The 21380-nt window shown below is 58.9% G+C and carries 19 protein-coding genes; 7 read left to right on the forward strand and 12 right to left on the reverse strand.

Going from position 1 to position 21380, the window contains the following annotated elements:
- The first annotated feature begins 157 nt into the window (after positions 1 to 157).
- From JF535_RS11700 to JF535_RS11715, 4 genes are all read left to right on the forward strand, one after another.
- A complete protein-coding gene (locus tag JF535_RS11700) occupies positions 158 to 2332 on the forward strand; it encodes a malate synthase G (protein WP_207002294.1) in 2175 nt (724 codons plus the stop codon).
- A 116-nt stretch (positions 2333 to 2448) separates the two neighbouring features.
- A complete protein-coding gene (locus JF535_RS11705) occupies positions 2449 to 2769 on the forward strand; it encodes a heavy metal-binding domain-containing protein (protein WP_066964503.1) in 321 nt (106 codons plus the stop codon).
- Positions 2770 to 2805: 36 nt separating this feature from the next.
- The gene (locus tag JF535_RS11710; protein WP_207002296.1) at positions 2806 to 3738 is read left to right on the forward strand and encodes a formate dehydrogenase accessory sulfurtransferase FdhD; all 933 of its coding nucleotides are present in this window, start codon (positions 2806 to 2808) and stop codon (positions 3736 to 3738) included.
- Positions 3735 to 6074 (forward strand): FdhF/YdeP family oxidoreductase, encoded by a 2340-nt coding sequence (locus JF535_RS11715; protein ID WP_207002298.1) that lies wholly within the window; start codon positions 3735 to 3737, stop codon positions 6072 to 6074. The genes JF535_RS11710 and JF535_RS11715 overlap by 4 nt, the downstream gene beginning before the upstream one ends.
- 35 nt (positions 6075 to 6109) lie before the next feature.
- On the opposite strand, the gene JF535_RS11720 is transcribed toward JF535_RS11715, so the two are convergent.
- From JF535_RS11720 to JF535_RS11750, 7 genes are all read right to left on the reverse strand, one after another.
- Entirely contained in the window at positions 6110 to 6625 is a 516-nt protein-coding gene (locus tag JF535_RS11720) for a DUF7931 domain-containing protein (RefSeq protein ID WP_207002300.1), read from the reverse strand.
- A complete protein-coding gene (locus JF535_RS11725; protein WP_066964493.1) occupies positions 6603 to 7064 on the reverse strand; it encodes a GNAT family N-acetyltransferase in 462 nt (153 codons plus the stop codon). The genes JF535_RS11720 and JF535_RS11725 overlap by 23 nt, the downstream gene beginning before the upstream one ends.
- An 18-nt stretch (positions 7065 to 7082) precedes the next feature.
- Entirely contained in the window at positions 7083 to 8291 is a 1209-nt protein-coding gene (locus JF535_RS11730) for a cupin domain-containing protein (RefSeq protein WP_207002302.1), read from the reverse strand.
- Positions 8292 to 8328: 37 nt separating this feature from the next.
- The gene (gene purB / locus JF535_RS11735) at positions 8329 to 9702 is read right to left on the reverse strand and encodes an adenylosuccinate lyase (RefSeq protein ID WP_207002304.1); all 1374 of its coding nucleotides are present in this window, start codon (positions 9700 to 9702) and stop codon (positions 8329 to 8331) included.
- 68 nt (positions 9703 to 9770) lie between these two features.
- The gene (gene hflD, locus JF535_RS11740) at positions 9771 to 10406 is read right to left on the reverse strand and encodes a high frequency lysogenization protein HflD (RefSeq protein WP_207002306.1); all 636 of its coding nucleotides are present in this window, start codon (positions 10404 to 10406) and stop codon (positions 9771 to 9773) included.
- Positions 10403 to 11620, reverse strand: coding sequence for a tRNA 2-thiouridine(34) synthase MnmA (mnmA, locus tag JF535_RS11745; protein ID WP_422880010.1), 1218 nt, complete (start codon positions 11618 to 11620; stop codon positions 10403 to 10405). Before mnmA ends, hflD begins: the two co-directional genes overlap by 4 nt.
- A gap of 247 nt (positions 11621 to 11867) precedes the next feature.
- On the reverse strand, positions 11868 to 12530 hold the full coding sequence (locus JF535_RS11750) for a pseudouridine synthase (protein WP_207002308.1): 663 nt from the start codon (positions 12528 to 12530) through the stop codon (positions 11868 to 11870).
- 220 nt (positions 12531 to 12750) lie between these two features.
- Here JF535_RS11750 and icd point away from each other — a divergent pair, with 220 nt between their 5' ends.
- A complete protein-coding gene (gene icd, locus JF535_RS11755; RefSeq protein ID WP_207002310.1) occupies positions 12751 to 14001 on the forward strand; it encodes an NADP-dependent isocitrate dehydrogenase in 1251 nt (416 codons plus the stop codon).
- Positions 14002 to 14262: 261 nt separating this feature from the next.
- Here icd and cspD read toward each other — a convergent pair whose 3' ends face one another.
- Positions 14263 to 14565, reverse strand: a complete 303-nt coding sequence (gene cspD / locus JF535_RS16885; protein WP_207002312.1) for a cold shock domain-containing protein CspD — start codon at positions 14563 to 14565, stop codon at positions 14263 to 14265.
- 352 nt (positions 14566 to 14917) lie between these two features.
- Here cspD and clpS point away from each other — a divergent pair, with 352 nt between their 5' ends.
- Positions 14918 to 15313, forward strand: a complete 396-nt coding sequence (gene clpS / locus JF535_RS11765) for an ATP-dependent Clp protease adapter ClpS (protein ID WP_207002314.1) — start codon at positions 14918 to 14920, stop codon at positions 15311 to 15313.
- Positions 15314 to 15444: 131 nt separating this feature from the next.
- Positions 15445 to 17727: an ATP-dependent Clp protease ATP-binding subunit ClpA gene (gene clpA / locus JF535_RS11770; protein WP_207002315.1), complete on the forward strand. Its 2283-nt coding sequence runs from the start codon at positions 15445 to 15447 to the stop codon at positions 17725 to 17727.
- A 126-nt stretch (positions 17728 to 17853) separates the two neighbouring features.
- On the opposite strand, the gene infA is transcribed toward clpA, so the two are convergent.
- The 4 genes from infA to trxB form a co-directional block, all read right to left on the reverse strand.
- On the reverse strand, positions 17854 to 18072 hold the full coding sequence (gene infA / locus JF535_RS11775) for a translation initiation factor IF-1 (protein ID WP_010130378.1): 219 nt from the start codon (positions 18070 to 18072) through the stop codon (positions 17854 to 17856).
- A gap of 187 nt (positions 18073 to 18259) precedes the next feature.
- Positions 18260 to 18979 (reverse strand): arginyltransferase, encoded by a 720-nt coding sequence (locus JF535_RS11780; RefSeq protein ID WP_207002317.1) that lies wholly within the window; start codon positions 18977 to 18979, stop codon positions 18260 to 18262.
- 225 nt (positions 18980 to 19204) lie between these two features.
- Positions 19205 to 19939 carry a leucyl/phenylalanyl-tRNA--protein transferase gene (aat, locus tag JF535_RS11785; RefSeq protein WP_242523806.1) on the reverse strand — a complete coding sequence of 245 codons (735 nt, stop codon included), beginning with the start codon at positions 19937 to 19939 and terminating at the stop codon, positions 19205 to 19207.
- 89 nt (positions 19940 to 20028) lie between these two features.
- On the reverse strand, positions 20029 to 20970 hold the full coding sequence (gene trxB / locus JF535_RS11790; protein WP_207002320.1) for a thioredoxin-disulfide reductase: 942 nt from the start codon (positions 20968 to 20970) through the stop codon (positions 20029 to 20031).
- Between the last annotated feature and the right edge of the window lie 410 nt (positions 20971 to 21380).

Raw genomic sequence — 21380 nt, forward strand, 5'->3', positions numbered from 1 at the left:
TCTTACGGTCAATAATTCATTTAAGGAATAGTGAAGATATTGGCTATAAATTGGCGATATGGGTTTGCCGGTGTTTAGAATGCCGCAATTCTCTCTCGAGACAATTACCCGCTCCAATAACAACAGCAGTACCCATCACAAGTACAAGAGGTCAGATATGACGGAAAGAGTCCGTATTGGCGGTCTGCAGATCGCCACAGAACTCCAGGCATTGATTGCACAGGAAGTCATCCCGGGTACCGGGGTGGACGTCGATGTGTTCTGGGCGGAATTTGAGAAAATCGTCAACGATCTGGCCCCGGTAAATCGCGCACTGCTGAAAAAGCGCGATGAGATCCAGGCGCGCATGGATCAGTGGTACAGCGAAAATCCCCAGGGCTACAAAAACCTCGACAGCTATAAAGCCTTTCTCCACGACATCGGTTATCTCGTGGAGGAACCCGCGGACTTCCAGGTAAAAACCGAGGGCGTCGATGCAGAAATCGCCACCATGGCCGGGCCACAGCTGGTCGTGCCGGTGATGAACGCCCGCTATGCGCTGAATGCCGCCAATGCCCGCTGGGGTAGTCTGTACGACGCGCTCTACGGTACTGATGTGATCAGTGAAGAAGGGGGCGCGGAAAAAACCGGCGCATACAACCCGGTGCGCGGTGACAAGGTCATCGCGTACGGGCGTGAATTTCTCGACCAGGCCGCGCCACTCAATGGTGCCAGCCATACCGACGTGCGGGAATATCGCATCAATGGCTCCCTGTTCGAAGTCGTGCTGAAAAGTGGCAAGGTTGCAGCGCTCAAGAATAGTCGCCAGTTTGTTGGCTACCGCGGGCCGCAGGAGGCGCCGGAGGCTCTGCTGCTGGCACACAACGGCCTGCATTTTGAAATCCAGATTGACCGCGAGAGCCCCATCGGCAAAACCGACAAGGCCGGCGTCAAGGATATTCTGGTGGAATCGGCCCTGACCACCATCATGGATTGCGAAGATTCGGTCGCCGCGGTCGATGCGGAAGACAAGGTGGTGGTGTATCGCAACTGGCTGGGCCTGATGAAGGGCGATCTGCAGGAAGCGGTCAAAAAGGGCGACAAGGAAATTTTGCGTACCCTGAACCCGGATCGGGAATACACCGGTGCCGAGGGCGGCGTAGTGACATTGCCGGGGCGCAGCCTGATGTTCGTGCGCAACGTGGGCCACCTGATGACCAACGACGCGGTGCTGGACAAAGACGGTAACGAAGTACCGGAAGGTATGCTCGACGGCATGATCACCAGCCTGATCGCCATGCACGATCTTCGCGGTAACGGTAACCTGCACAATTCGCGCAGTGGCAGCGTGTATATCGTCAAACCAAAAATGCACGGACCGGAGGAAGTCGCCTTTGCCAATACGCTGTTTGATCGTATTGAAGATGCGCTCGGTCTTGCGCGCAATACCCTGAAGATGGGGATTATGGACGAAGAGCGCCGCACCACGGTTAACCTCAAGGCCTGTATCGCGGCCGCGCAGGATCGGGTGGTATTCATCAATACCGGCTTCCTCGATCGCACCGGGGACGAAATTCACACCTCCATGCTGGCCGGCCCGATGATCCGCAAGGGCGACATGAAACAGTCCAAGTGGATTGCGGCCTATGAAGACTGGAACGTGGACACAGGCCTTGCCACAGGCCTGCAAGGCCGCGCACAGATCGGCAAGGGCATGTGGCCGATACCGGATCAGATGGCGGCCATGATGCAGGCCAAAATTGCGCATCCCCTGGCCGGCGCCAATACCGCCTGGGTGCCTTCACCCACTGCGGCAACGCTGCACGCGCTGCATTACCACGAGGTGGATGTTGCCGCCGTGCAGGAGGAGCTTGCCGCACGCAAACCCGCGAGTCTCGACGATATCCTCACCGTACCCGTAGCGGAAAACCCCCAGTGGAGCGCCGAGGAAATCCAGCGGGAGCTGGACAACAATGCCCAGGGTATTCTCGGCTATGTGGTGCGCTGGGTGGATCAGGGCGTCGGCTGCTCCAAGGTTCCGGATATCAATGATGTGGGACTGATGGAAGACCGTGCCACCTTGCGGATTTCCTCGCAGCATATTGCCAATTGGCTGAAGCAGGGCATCTGCACCCGTGCCCAGGTGGAGGAAACCATGCAGCGTATGGCAGCGGTGGTTGACCGCCAGAATGCGGGCGACCCGGCCTACTGCGACATGGCGCCGAATTTTGACCAGAGTATCGCTTTCCAGGCGGCGTGCGAGTTGGTATTCGAGGGCTGCGAACAGCCCAATGGTTATACCGAGCCCGTGTTGCATCGCCGACGCCGCGAGTTCAAGGCCCGCCAACGCTGAGCCTGAGTTGGTTGTAAAAAAATGAACAAGCCCCGCCGCGCGCGGGGCTTTTTATTTGTGTAAGCTGGACAGTGTTTGTTTGATTGCGTTTTGTATCCCAACAAAAGGAAGTGATGATGCTTAAAACAACAACCCCGACCGTGGAAGGTCGGCCGATTCAGGAATATCTTGGTGTTGTGGTCGGTGAGGCGATCCTTGGCGCAAATATTTTCAAGGATATTTTCGGCTCCATCACTGACATCATCGGCGGCCGCTCCGGTTCCTACGAGCGGGAAATGGGCAAGGCGCGCAAGATTGCCATTGCCGAAATTGAAGCCCAGACCCGCGCCCTGGGTGGCAATGCGATTGTCGGCATTGACCTCGACTACGAAGTGGTCGGTGAGAAGGGCGGCATGATGATGGTCAGCGTCAGTGGCACCGCGGTCCGACTTGGCTGAAGCCATGGGTTGCCGGCTTTTTCGAGCGCGCCTGCAATGAGCGTGCGGCATCCACGGCCACCCGCTGAGGTCGCCTACCTGACGCTCTCTGGTAGCGAGGAGGCGCCCCTGTTGTCCGCGGCCCGTGACGCTTCCCAGTACCAACTTTGCCACCAGTTGCTCGCACAGGAAGTGGCGGTGGCGTTCTGCTACAACGGAATCAGTCACGCGGTAATGATGGCAAGCCCCGACGGCCTGGAAGACTTCGCCTACGGCTTCAGTTTTTGCGCCGGCGTCATCGAACACTGCGATCAGATTCTGGATCTGGAATTGACGCGGGATGCGTATCCGGGTCCAGACCTTACCCACTATCCAGAGGGTCGCGAAGACGCCGTTCAACTCAACATAACCCTCAGCCAGCGCGCGGCCAGTGCGTTGCGCGCGTTGCGCCGGTCATTGGCCGGCGGCAGCGGTTGCGGCGTGTGTGGTAGCGAAGCGCTGGCGCAGGTGCTCGCCCCGCCCGCAGGCCAGACTGACGGCCGTTTCGCCCCGTTACCACCGACCGCTTTTCTCTGCAATGTGCGACAACGCTTCCGCCAGGTTCAGCAATCTCGCCGTGCCAGTGGGGCCATGCACAGCGCCATCTATGTGGATGCCGACGGCACAACCCGCCTGTGCCGCGAGGACATTGGTCGTCACAACGCACTGGACAAGTTGATCGGTGCCTGCCTGCGCGAGGGACTGGATGTGAGCGCGGGCTTTGTGGCGCTGACCAGCCGCTGCAGCCACGAACTGATTCAGAAAGCGCTGCGCGCCCGTATCGGTACGCTGGTGAGCCTCGCTTCGCCATCGGATATGGCGGTGCGCTGGGCACGCCGCCATGGGCTCAACCTGGTGCACCTGCCGGTGCAGGGGCCTGCACGCCTGTACAGTGGGGCCGGCCTGGAGTACCCGCGGGGTGCGCCTGTAGAACAGGGGGCAAAAACATGAAAACACCTGTGGATCGCTTTCGTTTTCGCCCGTACCAGCGGCCTGCGGCGGGGTGGGGTGCATTGCGCAGTGTTGCCCATGCCTGGCTCGACAGCCGCCAGCCGTTCAAAAACCTGCGTGCGATGTTGCAGACCAATCAGCACGGCGGGTTTGACTGTCCCGGGTGTGCCTGGGGCGAGGCGCCGCAAGAAGGCCGTATACGATTCTGTGAAAACGGCGCCAAAGCCGTGAACTGGGAGGCTTCGGGAAGAGGCGTGGATCGCGCGTTTTTTGCCCGTCATTCCGTCGATGACCTGGCTGCCCATGACGACTACTGGCTCGAGTATCAGGGGCGACTGGTCGAACCCATGTTTCTCGACGGTACCAGTGACCATTACCGGCCTATCTCCTGGGATGAGGCCTTTGCCCTGATCGCCCGGCACCTGAAATCGCTGGATTCCCCGGATCAGGCCGCGTTTTATACCTCCGGGCGGGCCAGTAATGAGGCGGCCTTCCTGTACCAGCTTTTTGCGCGCGCGTTCGGCACCAATAACCTGCCGGACTGCTCGAATATGTGCCACGAGGCCAGCGGCGTCGCACTCAAGCAAAGTATCGGTACCGGCAAAGGCACTGTCACCTACGACGACTTCGCGAAAGCGGAAGCCATTTTTGTTATTGGCCAGAACCCAGGCACCAATCACCCGAGAATGCTCGAGCCGTTGCGTGAGGCGGTTGCCCGAGGGGCACAGGTGGTGGTACTGAATCCTCTACGAGAGAGGGGCCTCGAGCGTTTCCAGGCACCGCAGGATCCGGTGCAGATGTTGACCGGCGGTGAATCGCCCATGAACACGGCCTATCTGCGCCCGGCTCTGGGTGGTGACATGGCCGCCATACGCGGGATCGCCAAGTTTCTGCTGCGCTGGCAGGCGGAGGCTGAAGACCGCGGAAGAGAAGAGGAAGGCCCCCTTGATCGGGCATTCATCGCCGAGCATTGCGCGGGCTTTGACGATTATCGCGCAACGGTAGATGCCACCACCTGGGCGGAAATCAGTGCGTTCAGCGGTCTGGAAAAAGATGCGCTTGAGCGGGCCGCGCATATTTTCTGCCGCAGTAACGCGACCATAATTTGCTGGGCCATGGGGATCACCCAGCATCGTCACTCGGTGGCAACCATACAGGAGATCACCAACCTGCAACTCATGCGCGGCCAGATCGGTCGACCGGGCGCGGGCCTGTGTCCGGTGCGCGGGCACAGTAATGTGCAGGGTGACCGCACTATGGGAATCAATGACCGCCCGCCGCCGCAGCTGCTTGATGCCCTGGAGTCCCGCTTCGGTTTTACGGTACCCCGCAAGCCTGGCTACAACGTGGTACAAGCCATTGAAGCGATGGTGGCTGGCAACATCAAGGTGTTTATCGGCCTGGGTGGTAACTTCGCGCAGGCGACCCCGGATAGCGGGCGTACCCATCGCGGGTTACGCAACTGTGAGCTGAGCGTGCAGATCAGCACCAAACTGAACCGCAGTCACCTGGTGACCGGCAAGAAAGCCCTGATATTGCCATGCCTTGGGCGCTCCGACGTAGATGTGCAATCGGCAGGGCCACAGGCCGTCACCGTGGAAGACTCTTTCAGCATGGTGCATGCCTCCTATGGACAGCTGAAGCCACTGTCACGGGAGATGCGCTCGGAACCTGCCATTGTTGCAGGCATTGCCCAGGCGACACTGGGCGATACTCCTGTGCCCTGGTGCACCCTCACTGAGGATTACCGGCGCATCCGGGCGCTCATCGGGGATGTCATCCCCGGCTTCGAACACTTCGAGGAAAAGTTGCAACAACCCGGCGGGTTTTATCTGCAGAATCCCGCAGGGCAGCGCCGCTGGCATACCGACAGCGGCAAGGCTAATTTCGTCAGCCACAGCCTGCCAGCGCCGCTGCCGCCGGAAGTGCTGGAAAAAATTGGCAGGAAGGGTGCGCGTAAAGCGGACCTGGTGCTGCAGACGTTGCGCTCTCACGATCAGTACAACACAACGGTGTACGGGCTGGACGATCGCTACCGCGGTGTGAAAGGTGAGCGCCACGTACTGTTCGCGCATCTGGAGGATATTCGCCGACTGGGATTTGCCGACCGCGACCGGGTAGATATTGTTTCCCTGTGGAGCGACGAGGTTGAACGTCGTGTGGTGGGCTTTACCCTGATCGCATTTGATATTCCCAGGGGCCAGGCCGCGGCTTACTACCCCGAAGCCAATCCGCTGGTACCGCTGGAGAGTTACGGGGTCGGTAGTTTTACACCGACCTCAAAATATATCGCCATCCGCCTGGAGCCAAGCTCGGCACCGCAACGAATCGTGTAACAGAGGGTTGCTGGTAGGCAAACGCCGGGAACCCGCTAAAGCACAAATTGCCGTAATTCGGGGTCCGGGCGCGCGTGTAGCCAGGCTTGTGCAAATACTTCCTGAAGCTGCCGTACCCGCACCGGATTGTCGGAATGGTAGTGGCCCTGCCATTTGTCGTGATCGGCACGTTGCAGTACCTGTGTGGTGTCGCCCAGTGCGAATTCCCAGTCGGAGGGCTCGGTGGAAGGCTGAATTTTCTTGAGTGCAATCCGGCTACCGAGGCGCTGCAGCAACGGCAGCAGCGGGTGGGGGCGACGCAATAATGGTTCGCTGTCGGCAATCAGTATTTGCACACGCGCATAACGGCTGCTGCGTGCGAAATCCGAGAGTTTCTGCACGATTGCGGGCTCACCGTAGAGGGCGTGCGGGAGATTTTGAGAGTAGATGTGCAGGTGGCGGCGGGTACTGCCGACCAACTGCGTCAGCGCGTCGCGAAAGCGGTCGATATCCGCGAGTGGGGCGCCCGTGGCGCCCGGCGAAGGTCGCTTACCGCTCGCAGTCGTCGGCATTTTCACTGGGTTCTTTATCGCTCAGGGTCAGGTCCATGCGCACATGGGGAATACCCGCTTCCATAAACTCGTCGCCAGATTTGGCGAACCCCGCTTTTTCATAAAAGGGAACGGCTTGCACCTGGGCGTTAAGGTAGACGTTTTTCTGGCCGGAAACACGCGCAAACTTACAGATTCGTTGCAGCAGCTCCAGGCCGGCCCCCAGTCCTCGCGCCTCTTTCAGAATGGCCATGCGCCCGATTTTTCCGCCGCCGGTGAGGCGACCGGTACCGATGGGCTTATTGTCATGGTAGATGAGGAAGTGCTGGGCACTTTCTTCAAATTCATCCCACTCCAGCTCGGGTGGAACCTGTTGCTCTTCAACGAATACCTTCTGACGGACGCTGCGAATGGCATCCCGGTCGCTCTGCCAGTCGGCAAGACGTACAAACAGACTCATGAACCGCGCTCCTACCTATTATTCGTCCTGATCGTCTTCCTGATCGTAATCAGTCAGGGCCTCAGGGTAAATGAGGCTGCCCTGGGATACCAGCAGGTCGAGTAATCCACCGGACGCGGCGAGCTCCGGGTAGGCGTCGATGTCGTGTTGATCCAGGGTTCGGTTTTGACAAAAACCCTCGGCGAACAGCAGTGGTGCGGGGAAGGATTCGCCATCCACGAACAGGCTGGCCGGTTCCCTCGCGAAAGCGCAGCGGGAGCCCGGGTTCAAAATCAGGCTGCCGCCGGCGGCAAGTTGCTCACGCCAGTCGTCGGCGCTGCCCGCATCCAGTGCCACCGTATCGGGATATTTAGCCTCGGTCATGATGGCCCCGAACCACTGGGCGATGTTCTGCGGTTGCTGCAGCCAGTCAGCCAGATGGCGCTGCACCCGGGCAACAGTCGCGGCATCGATCTCGGACGGGTTGGCCGGTAACGCAAGGTCAGGATCGGTGTAGCGGTAGTGATCTGGCAGGCCCGCGGCCAGTTCCGCTGCCAGGTCTTCCAGCATGGTACTGGCCGAAGGCGCACGGAACCCGATCGAAATCGTGGTACAGCCGCCTTCGGCTATACCCCAGTGGCTGTATTGCGGGGGCAGGTACAGCATATCGCCTGGCTCAAGCAGCCAGCTGGCCTGGGCTTCAAATTCCTTCAGGATATTGAGTGGGGTGCCCTCAACACGCGGACTGCTGGCATCCGCCTTGGCGCCCAGGTGCCAACGGCGCTTGCCCTCCGCCTGTAGCAGAAACACATCGTAAAAATCGTAATGGGGGCCGACGCTGCCCTGATCAGCGGCGTAGCTGATCATGATGTCGTCGAGCCGCCAGTCGGGGAGAAAGCGGAAGTGCTCCTTGAGCGCTGCCACTTCGGGGATCCATTGGTCGACCGCCTGCACCAGCAGGGTCCAGTGGCTGTTTGGCAGCGAGAAGAAATCTTGTTCGGTAAACGGGCCCGTGCGCAATTGCCACGGGCCCTCAATACCGTTTTCTTCGATCAGGCGGGACTCAATCTGCTCTTCCAGCGCCATGCCGGCGAGCTCTTCGCCGGTAATGGGTGTTTCAAAACCTGGAAACGCGTTGCGAATCAGCAGCGGCTTTTTCTGCCAGTAGTCCCGCAAGAAGGTTTCCACCGGGATATCGCCGAGGTGGGTCAAAGGTTCAACCGTGTGGTGTTGGCCCGGCTCGGTCATGGCGAAATCTCCCGGTGTATGGCGTGGTGGGGCGCGCTCAGATTTTATTGGCTTGCGCGACGGCGTTGCCAATGTAGCTGGCGGGCGTCATCTCACGCAGGGCTTGCTTGGCTTCCTCCGGCATATCGAGGCCATCGATAAATACCGCCAGGGTTTCCTTGGTGATTCCCTGGCCGCGGGTCAAGGCCTTGAGCTTCTCGTAGGGCTCTTCGATGTTGTAGCGACGCATCACGGTCTGGATTGGTTCCGCGAGTACTTCCCAGGCGTTGTTCAGGTCTTCTTCCAGGCGCGCCCGGTTGATTTCCAGTTTACCGAGGCCTTTCTGGGTGGCGGCATACGCAATCACGGAGTAACCGGCGCCCACGCCCATATTGCGCAACACGGTGGAGTCGGTGAGGTCACGCTGCCAGCGTGAAACGGGCAGTTTGGCTGCCAGGTGCTGGAATACTGCGTTGGCGATGCCGAGGTTACCTTCGGAATTTTCGAAATCGATCGGATTCACCTTGTGCGGCATGGTGGAGGAGCCCACTTCGCCGGCCACCACTTTCTGCTTGAAGTAGCCGAGGGAGATATAACCCCAGATATCGCGGTCGAAATCGATCAGGATGGTGTTGAAGCGCGCGATGGCGTCGAACAGTTCGGCGATGTAATCGTGCGGCTCGATCTGCGTGGTATAGGGATTCCAGGCCAGGCCCAGGGATGTAACGAATTCTTCAGCGTTCTTTTCCCAGTCTACGTCCGGGTAGGCGGACAGGTGCGCATTGTAATTGCCCACCGCGCCGTTGATTTTGCCGAGCAGTTCCACTTCGTGAATCTGCTTCACCTGCCGGCGCAAGCGCGCCACCACATTGGCCAGTTCCTTGCCGACCGTCGTTGGGCTGGCGGTCTGGCCGTGGGTGCGGGACAGCATCGGTACGTCGGCGAACTCTTTTGCGAGGGTGGCGATTTCATTGACGATCTGGTTCATCGCCGGCAGCAGCACCTGATCGCGCCCCGCGCGCAGCATCAGCGCATGGGAAAGATTGTTGATGTCTTCGGAGGTGCAGGCAAAGTGAATGAATTCACTGACCGCGGCCAGCTGCTCGTTGCCTTGCACTTTTTCCTTGAGGAAGTACTCCACCGCTTTTACGTCGTGGTTGGTGGTGCGCTCGATTTCCTTGATGCGCTCGGCATCTTGCACTGAAAACTGGGCAACAATATCGTCGAGGACCTGGTTGCTGTCTCCGGTGAATGGCTTTACTTCGGCGATTTTTTCATGGCGCGCCAGCTGCTGCAGCCAGCGTACTTCCACTTCCACGCGGGCGCGAATCAGGCCGTATTCACTGAAAATATCCCGCAGGCCTGCGGTTTTGCTTTCGTAGCGTCCATCAATGGGGGAAACCGCAGTCAGTGCGGATAGCTCGACGGTCATTGTATCTCTCCGAGGGTTAAATTCGGCCGCGATACCCGACGGGCGTGCGGCAGAAAATTAGAAATCAGTCAGTGTTCCAGTGATTCGTACTTGGATATCAAAGCATCCATGGCCGCAATCAGTTTCTTGCGGTGAAACAGCAGGTGCAGTCGGCGTCCGCCCAATTGCCGCCAAAGCATGGCGGAGCGAACGCCCGCGAACAGCATGCTGCGAATCTGGTTAGCGATGCGCTGCTGCTGCAGATAATTGAAGTCGCCAAGCACCTGTATACGGAACCGGAAGGTGCTCAGGGTATCGCTATAGATGCTCGCCAGATTGGCGTACACATTTTCGTGGCCGACACCGAAGTGATCGGTTTGCAGTTGCGCTTTTTCCAGGCGGTTACCGATGATCGACAGCAGATCCGGCTTCTTCGCCAGTTGGCGCTGAAGGTAAAGAATGGAGAGCACATAGCGCAGACAGTCGGTGTATTCCGGGTGGTTGCGGGTGGCAATCAGCTGGCGCGCGGCACGCAGGCCGGGCAGCAGTTTCTCCACGCCGCCGAACACGTCTTCAGTGGTCTCCGGGTTTTGCTGAAACAGGCTGTAGACCGCAGTCTCCAGCTGTTCCGCTGGGGCGGTGCCGGTCTTGGCCAGTCGCTCTACCAGAATCGCTGCCTGAAAAACCCCGGCCAGCGCCAGGGCCTGATCTCGCCAATTGCTCAAGAGTGACTCCCTTTGGCGCTGTGCTTGTTGGCGCTGTGCTTGAGATAGTTATCCGGGTCGACTTCGCCTACACCGGTGGCCGCGTCGATGACTGCACCGCCCAGGCACACATCGCCCTGATAGATCACCACCGACTGCCCGGGGGTGACCGCGCGCTGTGGCTCGTCGAAGGTGATGGTGAGCTGTCCGCCGTCGCCAACGGTGATTTCGCAGGCCTGGTCCGCCTGGCGATAGCGCGTCTTGGCTGCCGCGCGGAAGTGCGTCGCCGGCGGGGCACCATTGATCCAGTGCGCCTGGGTGGCCGTTAATCCGGTGGAGTAGAGCAGGGGGTGGTGCTTGCCCTGGGCCACAAGTAATACGTTGCGTGCCAGGTCCTTGCCCACGACATACCACGGCTGGTCGCCGGCACCTTTTACGCCGCCGATACCCAGCCCCTGACGCTGGCCGATGGTGTGGTACATGAGGCCGCTGTGCTGGCCCATCACTTCCCCTTCGGGTGTTTGCATCTCGCCCGGCTGCGCGGGCAAATACTGCTCAAGAAAATCCTTGAAGCGTCGCTCGCCAATAAAGCAGATGCCGGTGCTGTCTTTCTTGCCGGAAGTGATAAAGCCATTTTCTTCCGCGATGTGGCGCACCTCGGGCTTTTCCAGTTCGCCCAGTGGGAACAGTGAGCGGGCAAATTCCGCTTCGCCGACGGCGTGCAGGAAGTAGCTCTGGTCCTTGTTGCCGTCGAGGCCTTTCAGCAGGAAGGTGCGGCCGTCTTTGTCGCAGCGCCGTGCATAGTGGCCGGTGGCAATAGCATCGGCACCGAGCATTTCTGCATACTCGAGAAACACTTTGAACTTGATTTCGCGGTTACACAGAATATCGGGATTCGGGGTGCGGCCAGCCTTGTACTCGGCAAGGAAGTATTCGAACACATTGTCCCAGTACTCCGCGGCAAAATTGGCGGTGTGGAGCTTGATACCCAGACGCTGGCATACGGACTCTGCGTCGGCGAGATCCTGTTTTGCGGTGCAATATTCTGTGCCGTCGTCTTCGTCCCAGTTCTTCATGAACAGGCCTTCGACCTGATACCCCTGCTGAATCAACAGGTGGGCTGCGACCGAGGAGTCGACGCCGCCAGACATGCCGACAATGACACGGGTGGGTGCGGCCGCTGAGCGACTGGCATCGTTGGGTGTTGGGGGCACAGGCAAATCCGAAGCTGACATGAAATACCGGTTGTAGAGTGAGGGGCGTCCGCGGGTTTTCAACCCCTGGCCGCGCCACAGTTCCGCCCGGGGGCGGGAAAATGGGGGCGCATTTTACCCGCGATTGGTGTTGGTGACCAATTTCCGGGCTTTTACCCGGAATTTCGATCACATTCTGTCGCCGGCGAATTCCGCCGCCAGCCTGTCTTTCAGACTAGCTGTGTTGGGTCAAGCTTTCCTGCCCGGGGCGGAAGTCTGGGCCGGCAGGTCAGCGCCCCGGTCGCCGGGGGCCGGTCTTGCGTCTACGCCCGGCGCCTGCCGCGGGCTTTTTGTCCGGGTGTCGGCTGCGAGTATTGCGCGGCTTTTGTTTGGGGCTCGCCCCTCGCGGCAGGAACACTTCCTCAGAGCGATGCTCGCCGGGTGCAAGACCGTCGAGGGTCCAGTTACCGATGGCTTGACGCACAAGGCGCAGGGTAGGGTGCCCCACGGCGGCGGTCATACGCCGTACCTGGCGATTGCGGCCCTCGGTGATGGTGAGCTCGATCCAGCTGGTGGGGATCGACTTTCGCTCCCGGATTGGGGGCACGCGCGGCCACAGGTCGGGCTCATCGAGGATGCGGGCACGGGCCGGCGCAGTGCGGCCATCTTTCAGTTGTACGCCCTGCCGCAGACAAGACAGGGCTTCTTCTGACACCTCCCCCTCGACTTGCGTCCAGTACACCTTGGGGAGCTTGTTGGTGGGATGGGCAATCTGGTGTTGCAGCTGCCCGTCATCGGTCAGCAGAAGCAGCCCCTCCGAGTCAAAATCCAGGCGACCGGCCGCGTAGATCCCCGGCTTCCTGATGTAGTCGGCAAGGGTGGGGCGCCCCTCTTGGTCCGTAAACTGGCAGAGGACGCCGTAGGGTTTGTTGAACAAGATCAATTGGCTCATGGAAACGGCTGCCGCAAAGTCCTCGTGCTTTAGTTGTAATCAAACTACAAAATTGGGCGGATGCTGATATAATCCCGCCGATTTTTAGCCGCCGCCGTGGTTACGACGGCGTAAACAACGGGCGGCAACCATGACCGGCAGTGGAGTTTTCGGCGCATTATGCCGGTTTTCCACCCATAAAGCCGGACGTTTAGTCAAAGAGTTACGGGAGTCAACTTACATGGGTCATATCCAAGTGCCGGCCAACGGCGAAAAAGTCACAGTCAACGCAGATGGTTCTCTGAACGTACCGAACACCCCGATCATTCCGTTCATCGAAGGTGACGGCATCGGCGTGGATATCACCCCGGTAATGCGCAAAGTGATCGACGCTGCTGTCAGCAATGCGTACGGCGGCGAGAAGGCGATTGCCTGGATGGAAATCTTCTGTGGCGAGAAAGCGGCTGAGACCTACAGCGGCGACTGGTTCCCGGCAGAGACCCTGGAAGCGATCAAAGAATACGTTGTGAGCATCAAAGGCCCGCTGACCACCCCGGTTGGCGGTGGCTTCCGCTCCCTGAACGTTGCCCTGCGTCAGGAGCTGGACCTGTACGTATGTCAGCGCCCGGTGCGCTGGTTCAGCGGTGTGCCTTCTCCGGTGAAAGAACCGAACAAGGTCGACATGGTGATCTTCCGCGAGAACTCTGAAGACATCTACGCCGGTATCGAGTGGAAAGCCGGTACTGACGAAGCCAATAAAGTAGTTAAGTTCCTGCAGGACGAAATGGGTGTTAAGAAAATCCGCTTCCCGCAGAACGTAGGTATCGGTGTCAAGCCGGTTTCCGAAGAAGGCACCAAGCGCCTGGTGCGCAAAGCCCTGCAGTACACCATTGATCAGGATCGCGACTCCCTGACCCTGGTGCACAAAGGCAACATCATGAAGTTCACTGAAGGCGCCTTCGCCGACTGGGGCTACGAGCTGGCCCGCGAAGAATTCGGTGCACAGCCGATCGACGGCGGCCCCTGGTGCAGCTTCAAGAACCCGAATACCGGCAAGGAAATCGTGGTCAAGGACGTGATCGCCGACGCCATGCTGCAGCAGATCCTGCTGCGTCCGGCGGAGTACGATGTAATCGCCACCCTGAACCTGAATGGTGACTACCTGTCCGACGCACTGGCGGCACAGGTAGGTGGTATTGGTATCGCACCGGGCGCCAACCTGTCAGACGACGTTGCCCTGTTCGAAGCCACCCACGGCACCGCCCCGAAATACGCGGGTCAGGACAAGGTCAACCCGGGCTCCCTGATTCTGTCGGCGGAAATGATGCTGCGTCACCTGGGCTGGAACGAAGCGGCCGAGCTGGTTGTTAAGGGTGTGGAAGGCGCGATCGAAGCCAAAACCGTCACCTACGACTTCGAGCGTCTGATGGACGGTGCTGAACTGAAGTCCTGTTCCGAGTTTGGCGAGGAAGTCATCAAGCACATGGCTTGATTGCTTTAACCCAAGCGAAGAGCGTAAAAAGCCCCGCATCCGAGAGGATGCGGGGCTTTTTTATTCCTGGGCGCATGATCGACGTTGGGGAGTATTCGTCAGGTGGCACGATCGTCCCAGCTGGGATGCGGCCGGCTATCGAGTAGGTGGTCAGGTCGCTATACCGGGGCAAAGCGACAGCGTGCTCCGAATGGGGCCCGATGGGCTTGCGGGTGGCTCTAGCACCCGCCAGATCCGATCACCCCGGCTGGGGTGCGCGCGTCAATCGAGCGCTTCTTCGGTCTCTTTTTCCCGCACGGGTGCGGCGGGCTCCTGGGCGGCGGGTGCTGCTGCCTTTGCGTTGTCCGCGGCATTGTCTGCGGAGGCGACGCTGATATTGGCGGCGTGGTAGCCCTTATCACCCTGAATAATGTCGAAATTGACCTGCTGTCCGGCTTTCAGGGTTCGGTAACCCTCCATCTGAATCGCCGAGTAATGTGCAAACAGGTCTTCTCCACCCTCATCTGCAAGAATGAATCCATATCCCTTGGCATTATTGAACCACTTAACGGTACCGGTAGGCATGGCGAAATCCCTCTAAATTGCCGGGGCGACTGCTGGCCGCCTAGAACTGTCGTAGTTATTGTTATCGCGCTTCATGCGCTTGGACTTTCGTACAACATCATATGCACGATTTTTTAGCTAGTGCCTTTTCACCGCTTGGCGCGGTTAATACCTCTTGTAGCCAAGACGCTCGCCCTTGTCAAGAGAGTAGGCTCCGACCGACTGTGCCGGATGCCGTTTACGGTTACAATGCGCGTTCACTTAATTCACTGCAGTGACTGGTATCGGTGATTCGTACCTGCATTACACCAGGGAATAACCGTGGGTACGTCAGCACTGTGAACTGATTACTGAATTCTGATTGATTAGCGCTATGGGAAAATCACAAATCATTAAACTACACTCCAACGAAGGTGAAGATGGTGATGGGTACCATTTTCATGGCGCCGCAGGGGATACCGCGCTGGCGGAAGCAAAACCCCGTCTCAAGCGTCCGCCGATGTACAAAGTGGTCATGCTGAACGATGACTACACCCCGATGGAGTTTGTCGTAGAGGCTCTTGAGTTGTTTTTCTACGTCAACCGGGAGCGCGCCACTCAGTTGATGCTGCAGGTGCACACTAAGGGAAAAGCGATCTGTGGTGTCTATACTCGAGATATAGCGGAAACAAAGGCCGCGCAGGTGAACCAGTTTGCGCGGGACAACGAACACCCACTGCTTTGTGAAATCGAGGCAGACGAAGAAGATGAAAATGGCGAGGAGGGTTGAGGTTAGCGGTTCTGGCACCTATATGGACGTAGGTGTGGCTTTGGCGGCCGGATTTCCGGCAAAAAATCAGGAATACCGGGTGCTGTTCACGACAACCCGGATGACATTGGCCAGTAAGGTTTGAGGTTTAAATGCTCAGCAAGGATTTAGAAGTAACGCTGAATCTAGCGTTCAAAGGTGCACGGGCGAAACGCCATGAGTTTATGACCGTGGAGCACCTGTTGCTGGCGCTGCTGGACAATGAATCGGCGGCCGATGTTCTACATGCCTGTGGTGCTGACCTCAGTGCCCTGCGTCGCGAGTTGCTCGAATTCGTTGACTCGACCACTCCCCTGATACCGGAAAATGACAGTGAGCGTGAAACCCAGCCTACCCTGGGCTTCCAGCGCGTGTTGCAGCGTGCGGTGTTCCATGTGCAGTCATCCGGAAAAAAAGAAGTCACTGGAGCCAATGTGCTGGTGGCCATTTTCTGTGAACAGGAAAGCCAGGCGGTTTACTACCTGAAGCAGCAAAGTGTCGCCCGCATCGATGTGGTGAATTACATCACCCACGGTATCTCGCGGGTGAGTTCCGGTGGCAACAACGCCCACAACAGTACAGATCCATCGCCGGAACAGGTCGATGAGGATCTTGGCAGTGCCGCCGAACCCGGCGGTTCCGATCCCCTGGAGAGTTACGCGACCAACCTGAATCAGGAGGCCATTCTTGGCCGTATAGACCCGCTGGTGGGCCGCGCACCGGAGGTGGAGCGCGTCACCCAGGTCCTGGCGCGTCGCCGTAAAAACAATCCGTTGCTGGTTGGTGAGTCCGGTGTCGGTAAAACCGCAATCGCCGAGGGGCTTGCACGCCGCATTGTGGATGGCGAAGTCCCCGAGCCGCTCAGGGAAAGCACCATCTATTCGCTGGATCTCGGCTCTTTGCTGGCGGGCACCAAATACCGCGGCGACTTTGAAAAGCGCTTCAAGGCGCTGCTCGCCGAGCTTAGAAAGCGTGAGCACGCGGTACTGTTTATCGATGAAATCCACACGATCATCGGTGCCGGGGCGGCATCCGGTGGTGTAATGGATGCCTCCAACCTGCTCAAGCCGCTGCTTTCCAGTGGGCAGTTGCGCTGTATTGGCTCCACAACATTCAATGAATATCGCGGCATCTTCGAGAAAGATCGCGCTCTTTCTCGCCGTTTCCAGAAAATCGATGTGCACGAGCCCTCGGTGGAGGAGACGGTGCAGATTCTTCAGGGGCTGAAGACCTGCTTTGAAGATCACCACAAGGTACGTTTTACCGACTCGGCCCTGGAAGCTGCAGCACACCTGGCCAACCGGCATATCACCGAGCGTTTTCTGCCGGACAAGGCTATTGATGTGATCGATGAGGCGGGTGCGTATCAGGCACTGCTGCCCGCAGACCAGCGTACCGATACCATCTCCGTCACAGAGATCGAAAACATTGTGGCGAAAATGGCTCGAATCCCCGCGAAAAGCGTGTCGGCCTCCGACAAGGCTGCGCTGGCGAAGCTCGATGAAAACCTCAAAATGGTCGTGTTCGGTCAGGACAACGCGATTGAAGCCCTCAGCACCTCGATCAAGCTGGCGCGCGCTGGCCTCGGCGCAGAGGAAAAGCCCATCGGTTCCTTCCTGTTTGCTGGTCCTACCGGCGTGGGCAAGACCGAGCTGTGCCGTCAGTTGGCGCAGGTAATGGGGATTGAGCTGATTCGCTTCGATATGTCGGAATACATGGAGCGTCACACGGTTTCCCGTCTGATCGGTGCGCCGCCGGGGTATGTCGGTTTTGACCAGGGTGGCCTGCTGACCGACGCGGTCACCAAGCACCCGCACAGCGTTGTACTGCTCGACGAGATCGAGAAGGCCCACCCGGAAGTATTCAACCTGCTGCTGCAGGTGATGGATCACGGCACGCTGACGGACAACAATGGCCGCAAGGCGGACTTCCGCAACGTGATTCTTATTATGACGACCAATGCCGGTGCCGAATTGATGAGCCGCCGCTCCATCGGCTTTTCCAGCCAGGATCACAGCAGTGACGGGATGGAAGAGATCAAGAAAATGTTCACACCCGAATTCCGCAACCGTCTCGACAGCATCATTCAGTTTGGTGCGCTGGATATCGCGGTGGTTAAAACCGTGGTGGACAAGTTTGTGGTGGAGTTGCAAGCCCAGCTGGATGAGTCCCGCGTGACCCTGGAGGTCGATGACGAAGCACGCGAGTGGCTAGCGGTGAATGGCTACGACGAGAAGATGGGAGCCCGACCCATGGCGCGGCTGATTCGTGAAAAGCTGCGCAAGCCGCTGGCGGAAGCGGTTCTGTTCGGCGATCTTTCGGAAGAGGGTGGCCGGGTCGAGGTGACCGTAGAAAACGATCAGCTCAAGATCAATACAGCGGTCCCCGTGCACTGAGACGTGCACGTTCGGTAGAGCTGCGGGCGACCGCAGCCGCAACGAAAAAAGCCACCTTCAGGGTGGCTTTTTTCATGCGTCCGGTAATGTCGGGCGCCGATGCCGGCAATTCGCCGGCTGAAGCACTTAGCGGGCGCGGTACGTGATGCGGCCCTTGCTCAGGTCGTAAGGGGTGAGTTCCACCTTGACCTTATCGCCGGTGAGGATACGAATGTAGTTTTTGCGCATCTTGCCGGAAATATGTGCGATTACCACATGTCCATTTTCCAATTTCACGCGGAATGTAGTGTTGGGCAGGGTGTCGATCACCTCACCTTCCATTTCAATGTAATCGTCTTTTGCCATGCGGCAGCAACCTTTGATTAATGTGTACTAGCTTGTCCGCCACGTTTGTATGGCCCCTTCATTGTCATTTTAGGGGACCCGGCGGTACGACGGGCGTGCATTTTGCACGAAAAGTGGGGCAAGGCCAAGTGGAAGCACGGCCTGAGCGGACTTTTCCGCTGGCCGCGTGGCAAGTGACGGGGGGACGTCAGTCCGAGCGGAGAACCCAGCGATTGCCCTGAAGGGTTTCCAGCGGCTGGAACTGGCTTTTGTAGGCCATTTTCTGGGACTGGGCAATCCAGTAGCCCAGGTACAAACTGGGCAGCCCAAGGCGACGGGCCCACTCTACCTGATACAGGATCGAGTATGTGCCCAGGCTGCGCTTGACTTCATCCGGATCGAAAAATGTATAGATCGCAGAAACACCGGCAGAGAGTACATCGGTGACCGCGATGCCCAGCAGGCGGCCCCGTGCGCGGAACTCCAGGTAGCGTGTGCTGCCCCAGGCCCGGTTCAGGAAGCTGCGAAATTGCTCGCGGTTGGGCGGGTACATCTCTCCGTCCTGATGTCGCTCCTCGATGTAGCGCGCGTAGAGCGCGTAGTGCTCGTCAGTATCGATAGTGCGCTGGTGGAATACATCGAGGTCGCGATTGCGGCGCCAGCAGCGGCGCTGGTTACGGTTGGGCTTAAACAGCTCAACCGGAATTCGCGCAGGGATGCAGGCCTGGCAGTGGGTACACTGTGGGCGGTACAGGTAGCTGCCGCTGCGGCGGAAACCGAGCTCCGAAAGGCGGCTGTACAGGCGTTGATCTACCTGAGTTTGGGGGTCGACAAAGACGGTGGTGGCCTCCTGCTCTGCCAGGTAGCCGCAGGGGTGGGGCAGGGTGGCGAGCAGGCGGACTGTATCCAGAGGAGAATGCTGGCTCATCTTGCCTGCGCCTGCCATCGCCAATACGTGGTTTCCCCGGCAGCCCGCCCAGCGAACTCTGTAGTTAATGTTTTCATGGCAAATGCCTGTTGCACCGTGGCCCGGGAGTGAAGGAATTCTATTCCGAGGGTAATTTGTGCTTCCGCAAAACACAATCTTCACTAATCGAGTGAGCGCGGGTCGGGAGAAAAGCGCGCACAGCGTCGGTTCGGTATTGGTGGGGAATCACGGCTGGGCAAGCAGTTCCGGCGCCGGTGCTGCAGGCCAGGGCGAGGGGAAGGCGGGTGCGGCTATCCCGGCGTTTAAAAGGCGCTCGAAGACTTCGCGGCTGACCTCGATTGCCCCCAGGCTGGAAAGGTGCGGGTTGCTGACCTGGCAGTCAATCAGCTCACAGCCCCAGCTGGCGAGCTGCCGCACCAGACCCGCAAATGCGACTTTTGAGGCATCTGTGGCGCGGTGAAACATGGATTCGCCGAAAAACACGCGGCCCATCGCCAGCCCGTAGAGCCCGCCCACCAGCTTGCCATCCAGCCAGGCCTCCACGGAATGCGCGTGCCCCAGGTGGTGCATGGCCAGGTAAGCGTCATGCATTTCGTCGGTGATCCAGGTGCCGGACTCCTGGGCGCGCGGCCCGGCACATCCCTCGAGCACCTGCTCAAACGCCTGGTCGAATGTCAGCTGGTAGCGCCCCTGGCGGATGACCTTTCTAAGGCTGCGACTGAACCGGACGGTATCCGGGCGCACGATACAGCGGGGGGAGGGAGACCACCAGAGGATTGGCTGGTCGTCTGAAAACCACGGAAATATACCCCGCCGATAGGCGGCGATAAGCCATTCCGGCGTGAGATCGCCGCCAATCGCCAGCAAGCCGTTGGGGTCGCGCAGCGCGGCGGATGTGTCCGGAAAGGCGATGGTGTCCGGGTCCAGCAGTGACAGGGTCTCATCCGTATCGTTGCTCAATCTTGCGCCTCATTCCTGGCTCGAGTTATCCAGATTCTGAACGAAAAAAGGCGGCTCTGCAGCCGCCTTTTTCGGGGATTCGACGGGCCTTACTGCGCGTCGAGGAAGCGCTCTGCGTCCAGTGCCGCCATACAGCCGGTGCCCGCCGAGGTTACCGCCTGACGGTAGATGTGGTCAGACACGTCACCGGCGGCAAAGACGCCGGGGATGGACGTCTGGGTGGCGTTACCGTGCAGGCCGCTTTCCACGATGATGTAACCACCGTTCATTTCCAGCTGGCCGGCAAAGATGTCGGTGTTGGGCTTGTGACCGATCGCGATAAACACGCCGGATACGTCCAGTTCCTTGGTGGTGTCGTCCTGCACATTCTTCAGGCGCACCCCGGTAACACCGTTGTCGTCACCCAGCACTTCGTCCAGGGTGTGGTGCCAGCACAGGTTGATGTTGCCGTTCTCGGCCTTGTCCAGCAGTCGGTCCTGAAGGATTTTTTCCGCGCGCAGTTCGTCGCGACGGTGTACCAGGGTGACTTCACTGGCGATGTTGGAAAGGTACAGGGCCTCCTCCACAGCGGTGTTGCCGCCGCCCACCACAACCACTTTCTGGTCGCGGTAGAAGAATCCGTCACAGGTGGCACAGGCGCTCACGCCGCGTCCCTGGAAGGCTTCTTCCGATGGCAGTCCCAGGTACTGAGCCGATGCGCCGGTGGCGATAATCAGTGCATCGCAGGTGTAGGTTTCGTTGCCTGTCAGGGTGAAGGGGCGCTGCTTCAGGTCCACTTCATGGATGTGGTCGAAAATGATGTTGGTGTCAAAGCGCTCAGCGTGCTGCTGCATCTGCACCATCAGATCCGGCCCTTGCAGGTCGTGTACACCGCCCGGCCAGTTCTCTACTTCGGTCGTTGTCGTCAGCTGACCACCTTGCTGCATGCCGGTAATAACGACAGGGTTCAGGTTGGCGCGCGCCGCGTAAATGGCGGCGGTATAACCGGCAGGGCCGGAGCCGAGGATAATCAGGCGGTGGTGGTTACTCATGGCTGGACTCACAATACTTCGATGTTGAAATTGGGTGTTTCTTTAGCGGCTTGCAGCACCTGTGGCTGCAAGCGGTGAATGTTGCCTGCGCGGATCATGGCCTCCTCACCGTGAATGTTCAAGTTGCGCCTGCCGACGACGGGGTGTTTCGCCGCTCTTAGCCGCTCTGCGCAGGGTTTGCACCGTCAAGGAGCGACTGTCGCGCGTCGGAGTGTGACCCGGTGGTGCAAAAATTGACGCAATGATAGGAGATGCGAGTCAGGCGACCAAATAGTTTGACCTTATTTATTCCATTGTCCGCGTTTATAGGTTTACCAAATGAAGGGGCGCGTGGGGAGTGTTCGCGCGCGGACTGTGAGGATGCATCTACACGGTTGATGAAGACCTCAAGATTATGTGAGAAACATCCT

The organism is Microbulbifer salipaludis, from assembly GCF_017303155.1.
Classification (GTDB): domain Bacteria; phylum Pseudomonadota; class Gammaproteobacteria; order Pseudomonadales; family Cellvibrionaceae; genus Microbulbifer; species Microbulbifer salipaludis.

Coding starts and splice junctions, on each gene's coding strand:
- clpS (WP_207002314.1), top strand. CDS start 14,918: ATGGGAAAATCACAAATCATTAAACTACACTCCAACGAAGGTGAAGAT.
- JF535_RS11715 (WP_207002298.1), top strand. CDS start 3,735: ATGAAAACACCTGTGGATCGCTTTCGTTTTCGCCCGTACCAGCGGCCT.
- JF535_RS11730 (WP_207002302.1), bottom strand. CDS start 8,291: ATGACCGAGCCGGGCCAACACCACACGGTTGAACCTTTGACCCACCTC.
- icd (WP_207002310.1), top strand. CDS start 12,751: ATGGGTCATATCCAAGTGCCGGCCAACGGCGAAAAAGTCACAGTCAAC.
- JF535_RS11725 (WP_066964493.1), bottom strand. CDS start 7,064: ATGAGTCTGTTTGTACGTCTTGCCGACTGGCAGAGCGACCGGGATGCC.
- cspD (WP_207002312.1), bottom strand. CDS start 14,565: ATGCCTACCGGTACCGTTAAGTGGTTCAATAATGCCAAGGGATATGGA.
- purB (WP_207002304.1), bottom strand. CDS start 9,702: ATGACCGTCGAGCTATCCGCACTGACTGCGGTTTCCCCCATTGATGGA.
- clpA (WP_207002315.1), top strand. CDS start 15,445: ATGCTCAGCAAGGATTTAGAAGTAACGCTGAATCTAGCGTTCAAAGGT.
- JF535_RS11720 (WP_207002300.1), bottom strand. CDS start 6,625: ATGCCGACGACTGCGAGCGGTAAGCGACCTTCGCCGGGCGCCACGGGC.
- JF535_RS11710 (WP_207002296.1), top strand. CDS start 2,806: ATGAGCGTGCGGCATCCACGGCCACCCGCTGAGGTCGCCTACCTGACG.
- JF535_RS11780 (WP_207002317.1), bottom strand. CDS start 18,979: ATGAGCCAGCATTCTCCTCTGGATACAGTCCGCCTGCTCGCCACCCTG.
- JF535_RS11750 (WP_207002308.1), bottom strand. CDS start 12,530: ATGAGCCAATTGATCTTGTTCAACAAACCCTACGGCGTCCTCTGCCAG.
- mnmA (WP_422880010.1), bottom strand. CDS start 11,620: ATGTCAGCTTCGGATTTGCCTGTGCCCCCAACACCCAACGATGCCAGT.
- JF535_RS11705 (WP_066964503.1), top strand. CDS start 2,449: ATGCTTAAAACAACAACCCCGACCGTGGAAGGTCGGCCGATTCAGGAA.
- trxB (WP_207002320.1), bottom strand. CDS start 20,970: ATGAGTAACCACCACCGCCTGATTATCCTCGGCTCCGGCCCTGCCGGT.
- infA (WP_010130378.1), bottom strand. CDS start 18,072: ATGGCAAAAGACGATTACATTGAAATGGAAGGTGAGGTGATCGACACC.
- JF535_RS11700 (WP_207002294.1), top strand. CDS start 158: ATGACGGAAAGAGTCCGTATTGGCGGTCTGCAGATCGCCACAGAACTC.